This window comes from Frankia sp. CeRuru1 (assembly GCF_977966315.1).
On the sequence record NZ_CDWWEW010000357.1, the window covers coordinates 1 to 5,280 of the forward strand.

Here is a 5,280-nt window from a genome sequence, read left to right on the forward strand (position 1 = left end):
CAACGGAAGTCCTCGGTCAAGGGCACAGTGGAGTAGACACCCGGTGATCTACCGGGGACTTCTCTATTTACGGCACCCCTCCGGCCACCGCCCGGCCAACTATCGCCGCCGCCAGATGGCGGAACGACTGGAGCCGGCGCCCGTTCAAGGCGATATCCGTCTCCACCACCCACCGCCTGCCCCGCGCGCACTCCTCGACGAGAGCCCGCAGGGCGTCGTGCGCCGAACGCCGCGGGCGGAACCCGAACGAACATTCGGCCATGTCAGCCTCGAAGACCGGCTCGAGCACGATCCTGGTAGCTGTCTGCACGATACGGTCACGAACAGCGGGAATCGACAGCGGCCTGAACCCGCCCTTCACCCCAGATTTCGGGATCCAGACCCGCCGAAGCGGCAGCGGCCGATACCTTCCTTCCCGCAGCTCGGCGGCCAAATCATCCAGGAGCAGGGAAACCCCGTACTCCTCGACCTGGGCCACCGTGATGTGGTCGACGCCAGATGCCCCCTTGTTGGCGCGCACCTGAACCCACGCACGCTCCAGGACGTCCCTACGGTGGACCTTGTCCGAGAGCGCATGGAACCTCCGTCCGGGATCGGCCTTGGCCGTCCGGTAAAGCGTGTGCTGCAAGGCACGGACCGAATCCCCACGGGATCCACCAGCGGCGGGACTAGCAACCATGGCACTCACCGGGCCCCTCCTTTCCAACCGCACGCATCGACGAAGCAGCGGCCCTTCCCCTCACCGCCGGTTATGCTGTCCGGTCGGCTCGATCGGTAATATGGCCGCCTCCGACGCCCACCCGGCCCGCCACCCACTTCCCGGGATCACCGGTTATAGGGCACGGCTCTCCGGCAGATTTCCGCAGCCTGCCAGGCCGGGGAGGGCCTCCCCAGTTCCCGCCGCCACTATCAGTACGTTCCGCGCCCCATACGCCGAGGAGTTCCTCACGGCTGCAATTCCATGATCTTCGCCGCTTCCATGGCCTTCGCCCCGATTCCGAAGGGCTCGGCACTCCCTTGTCCCGCTCAAAGAACGGGCTGAGTAACGACGCCGCAGGCTTCGCTTTATGCTGCGGACCGCACTGTCGCTCCCCCTCGCAGGGCCTTTGACGCTGGGCTTCGACCCCGCCCGTTTCCAGACGAAGCCGCCAGCCTGCTACCGGGCCTCCTGGCAGCTACCCGGACCGGACTTCCACCGGCAAGCGACGACGAGCTTACGACAGGTAGATCAGCCGTCTACACGGCGTCACCTCCAGTCTGCTGGGCGCACTGAAAAGGCTCAATAATCAAGTTATTTCAATGCAACTACTAAGCCGGCTGGAACCCGGCATGCTTGTCATAGCCGACCGTAATTTCTACGGCTATGAGCTGTGGCGTGCCGCCACGGAGACCGGCGCCGACCTCATGTGGCGTGTCAAGGCGAATCTCACCCTTCCTGTGCTGGAAAGCTTTCCCGACGGCTCCTACCGCTCCGTCGTCCTCGCCGGCGGGCCGTCCGCCAGCCGGCGACGCACCCTCGTGGAGAATGCCCGGCGCGGCGCGGACCTTGACCCTGACGAGGCGATGACCGTCCGCGTCGTGGAGTACGAAATCCCGGACCGCGGCGACGGCGACGTAAAAGAAATCATCTGTCTGATCACCACTGTGCTTGACCCCACCGACACTCCCGCACCGCTGCTCGCCGCCGCCTACAGCGAGCGCTGGCAGGAGGAAATCAGCATCGGGGGACTCAAGACTAGCCAGCGTGGGAACGGACGTGTCCTCCGCTCGAAAACCCCAGAAATGGTCCGCCAGGAAGTTTGGGCCATGCTCCTCACCCACCACGCCATCCGAAAAGTCATGGCCGACGCGGCCGAAGAAGTCGATATAGACCCTGATCGGCTCTCCTTCACCCGCGCCCTCCGCGTCATCCGCCGCCAGATCACCGGGCCGGCGGATTTTTCCCCCTGACGACCACGAGAAAACCCTCACCCGCGTCCACCGCGACCTCCGCCGCCGGAAGAACCCGATCCGCCACCGCACCTGCCCCCGAGTCATCAAACGAGCCCGCCACAACAGCTATCTCGTTAAACGCGATACCCACATCACCACCCGTCACGTCGGGCCACCAACCGTAACGCTCCCGCGTGTCGCTTAATTCAGCGGCATTGGGTCTGGAGGCCTTCGTCGAGCTGGTGGTCCCGATCCTGCAGGAACGCGGGCTGACCCAGCGCGAGTACACCGGCGGAACCTTCCGTGAGTCCCTCGGTCTGCCGATCCCCCCAACCATTTCACGTTTCACGAAGCAGGACGTCGCAGCCGACCCCACCGGCCCAGACAGCCCAGATAACCCAGACAGCCCCGCCAGTTAGTCGACAGGGAGAGGACCGGACGGCGGGTGGCTCGCCGCGAGCGGCGGACGCGAGCGGGCGGGCCGCGCGTGCCGGCGGGTCGCAAAGGCCCGCAGGAAGGTCCGCACGCCCATGCGTACGGCGTCGTCGAGGTCGACCGGGCGGATGGGCCGGGTGCCCAACGCCGACAACGCCGGGAGGTCTCCGGCAACGAGCGACATGAACTGGCTCGCGGCGCTCTCGGGATCATCGACGTCGAGATGCCCGCGGTTCGCCAGCCGCGCGAGCCATCCGGCCAAGGCGTTCACGACCGGCTGCCCCCCGAGCGACACCACCTCGTCGTACAGGTCGGGCATGTGGGGGGCCTCGGCGTACAGCAACCGCTGCAACGCCCAGCCCTCATCGCTGAGCTGGCATTCCAGGATCAACAGCCAGCACTGGAGCAGAACACCCCGGGAGTGCTCGGCCTCGTCCTCGCGGCGATCGTCGGCGCCGAGTTCATGCTTCAGCTCGACGGCACGATCGTCACCGTCACGCTACCCGATCTTCAGACGGATCTGGGCCTGTCCGCCGGCTCGCCGCCGCGTCCCTGCTCGCGGGACTCGCACCGGGCGTGGGCCTGCTGCTCACCGGCCGTGTCCTGCAGGGCGGCGGGGCGGCGCTGGCTGGCCCCGCGGGGCTCGCGCTGCTCGCGACGACCTTCACCGGGGTGCGCCAGCAACGGGCGTTCGCCGTCTACTCGACGGTGACGGGGCTCGCGGCGTCCGCCGGCATGGTGCTCGGGGGGATCCTCACCGACCTCACGAACTGGCGGGGGACGCTGCTGATCAACGCTCCGATCGGCCTCGCCGTCGCGGTGCTCGCCGCCCGGGTGGTGCCCCCCGCTCCTCGGGCGGCCAATCGGCCGGCCCTGGACCTCGCGGGGGCGGTCCTGTCGGTGCTCGGCATGACGGCCCTGGTGTTCGGCTTCGTGCGGGCCGCCGACTCGGGCTGGACGGACCCGGGAGCCGTCGCGGGTCTGGCGGGCGGTGTGGTGGTCCTGGCGGGCTTCACGCTGCGGGAGTCGCGGGCGGCGTCGCCCCTGCTCCCCCTGCGGGTGCTCACCCACCGGGGCCGGGCGGGCGCGTTCGTCGACCTGCTGCTGATGGCGTTCGTGCTGACGAGCTTCCTATTCTTCCTGACCCAGTTCCTCCAGCGGGTCCTCGACCTGGAGCCGCTCGTCACGGGGCTCGCGTTCCTGCCGTTCGGCGTGTCCCTGCTGCTGACCGCCCGATCCGTGCCCAGGATCCTCGCCCACCTGAACCCGCGGGCGCTGGCCCTCATCGGCTTCACCGTGATCATCCTGGCGATGCTCTGGCTCAGCCTGCTCGACGCCGGCAGCCGCTACGCCGTCGATGTCCTCGCCCCGATCATCCTGCTGGGCGCGGGCGCCGGGGCGGCCGTGGTGCCGCTCAACCTCATCGTCCTGTCGCAGACCGCTCCCGAGGATGTCGGTGTCACCTCCGCCGTGCTCCAGTCCGCGTTGTCGGTCGGCGGGTCCCTCGGCCTCGCCGTCCTGCTGACCCTGTTCACCGGCGCGGACGGCGTCGCCACGGGCGCCGCGCGCGCCTTCCTGGGCGGCGCGGTCATCGCCGCGGTCGCCGTCCTGATCGGCCTCGCGGTCTGGTACCTGCCCGGACGCCGATCCGCCGACCCGGCCAGCTGAATCAGCGCGGCCCGGACCTCGTGGGTTTCGCCCTTCTCCGCGGTCCGGGCTGTCGGTCCAGACTGTCGCCTCGATGCCGCCGTTCGGTTTCTCCGGCGGCACGGACGGACAGACGGGCACAGACGGACAGAGGGGCACGGACGGACAGACGGGTAAGAGCGGCCCGTGCGGGAACTGGTACTCCGAAGGATCCGTATCCGCAGACCCCGATGAAGGGAGCCGATCAAATGACCACGACAGCCGAGACCGGGAACGTCACCGGCACGAAGGACGCCCAGTACGACCTGCTGTGGTTCACGGAGAGGTGCCTGAGCAACGCGCTGCGGCTGGAGACCTACATCGGCGACGCCGAGCGCGACGGCGACCAAGAACTGGCGAGCCTGTTCCGCCGGGCGCAAAACGAGAGCCGCAAGGGCGCCGAGGAGGGCAAGCAGCTGCTACGCAACCGGCTCTGACCCGACCCCTCCCCACCTCCTCCGGTGACGTGCCCCGGTGATCTGCCTCCTCCGGTCCGATCAGCGCCTGGATGCTCCCCTTGCCCACCGGGCGCCCGGTACCCCGGGACGGCAGGTGACCGGCCGCGGAGACGACCGACCGGTGTACGGTCCGCAGTGTCTTGCCGGTCGGTCGCCACGATCGCCGAGTGCGGTCTCGTCGGGTTTCCCGCACGGGTGCCATGGGCATCATCCCCGGTCAACCCCAACCGAAACCCACGAGGGAACTACGTACTGTAAGTAGATCGGGTGACGGGCGGATCAGGGTGACGGGCGGATCAGGGTGACGGGCGGATCGGTCCGGGTGAGCGGAGCGCGCGAGGTGGCGCCAGACCGTGTCGGGTCAGACCATGCCGGGTCAGACCATGCCGGGGTCGGCCACGAGGAGGTCGGCCACGACGACGTGGCCGTTGCGCAGCGACTGGCGGTGCCGGACCGGCACCGCCAGCCACCGGGCGAGCGTGAGCAGGTCGTCGTCGCGGCGGACGGTGAAGCCGTGGGCGGCAAGCATCCGACGCATCGCGGCGGGGGTCCATGCCGAGCGGTTGGGTTCGCGGGCCAGGGGATCGGGGCGCCGTGACACGATGGTTAGCACCCGTGCCGCCAGCCGGCCGAGAAGCGCCGAGAGCGTCGGCGTGTGGTAGTGAACGATCAGGCGGCTTCCCGGGGTCGAGCGCCCCGCGACGACCCGGGTCGTGGCGGCGACTTGGCCCCGGGTGAGGTAGGGCACGACACCCTCCCAGATCCAGAC

General features: G+C 68.9%; 6 protein-coding genes and 1 pseudogene. 4 read left to right on the top strand and 3 right to left on the bottom strand.

Translation table 11 applies throughout. From position 1 onward, the window contains the following. Positions 1 to 67: 67 nt before the first annotated feature. Positions 68 to 628: a hypothetical protein gene (locus AC08OP_RS20190; RefSeq protein WP_476615616.1), complete on the bottom strand. Its 561-nt coding sequence runs from the start codon at positions 626 to 628 to the stop codon at positions 68 to 70. Positions 629 to 1,299: 671 nt separating this feature from the next. On the opposite strand from AC08OP_RS20190, the gene AC08OP_RS20195 reads away from it, so the two are divergent. Together AC08OP_RS20195 and AC08OP_RS20200 are read left to right on the top strand one after the other, a co-directional pair. Further along, positions 1,300 to 1,950, top strand: a complete 651-nt coding sequence (locus tag AC08OP_RS20195) for an IS4 family transposase (RefSeq protein WP_476615617.1) — start codon at positions 1,300 to 1,302, stop codon at positions 1,948 to 1,950. 176 nt (positions 1,951 to 2,126) lie between these two features. Next, positions 2,127 to 2,351 (top strand): hypothetical protein, encoded by a 225-nt coding sequence (locus AC08OP_RS20200; protein WP_476615618.1) that lies wholly within the window; start codon positions 2,127 to 2,129, stop codon positions 2,349 to 2,351. On the opposite strand, the gene AC08OP_RS20205 is transcribed toward AC08OP_RS20200, so the two are convergent. After that, positions 2,348 to 2,758, bottom strand: coding sequence for a TetR/AcrR family transcriptional regulator C-terminal domain-containing protein (locus AC08OP_RS20205; protein WP_476615619.1), 411 nt, complete (start codon positions 2,756 to 2,758; stop codon positions 2,348 to 2,350). The two genes, AC08OP_RS20200 and AC08OP_RS20205, sit on opposite strands and share 4 nt — an antisense overlap. 185 nt (positions 2,759 to 2,943) lie before the next feature. Between AC08OP_RS20205 and AC08OP_RS20210 the strand changes: the two genes are divergently transcribed. Beyond that, positions 2,944 to 4,035 carry an MFS transporter gene (locus AC08OP_RS20210; protein WP_476615620.1) on the top strand — a complete coding sequence of 364 codons (1,092 nt, stop codon included), beginning with the start codon at positions 2,944 to 2,946 and terminating at the stop codon, positions 4,033 to 4,035. Positions 4,036 to 4,262: 227 nt separating this feature from the next. Beyond that, on the top strand, positions 4,263 to 4,490 hold the full coding sequence (locus tag AC08OP_RS20215) for a hypothetical protein (RefSeq protein WP_476600792.1): 228 nt from the start codon (positions 4,263 to 4,265) through the stop codon (positions 4,488 to 4,490). Positions 4,491 to 4,887: 397 nt separating this feature from the next. Here the strand turns inward: AC08OP_RS20215 and AC08OP_RS20220 are convergent. Further along, a pseudogene (locus AC08OP_RS20220) lies at positions 4,888 to 5,280 on the bottom strand (SAM-dependent methyltransferase); the annotation flags it as partial.

What these genes read in the sequence shown, in the direction of transcription:
- AC08OP_RS20195 (WP_476615617.1), top strand. Translation starts at nt 1,300, where the DNA reads ATGCAACTACTAAGCCGGCTGGAACCCGGCATGCTTGTCATAGCCGAC.
- AC08OP_RS20215 (WP_476600792.1), top strand. Translation starts at nt 4,263, where the DNA reads ATGACCACGACAGCCGAGACCGGGAACGTCACCGGCACGAAGGACGCC.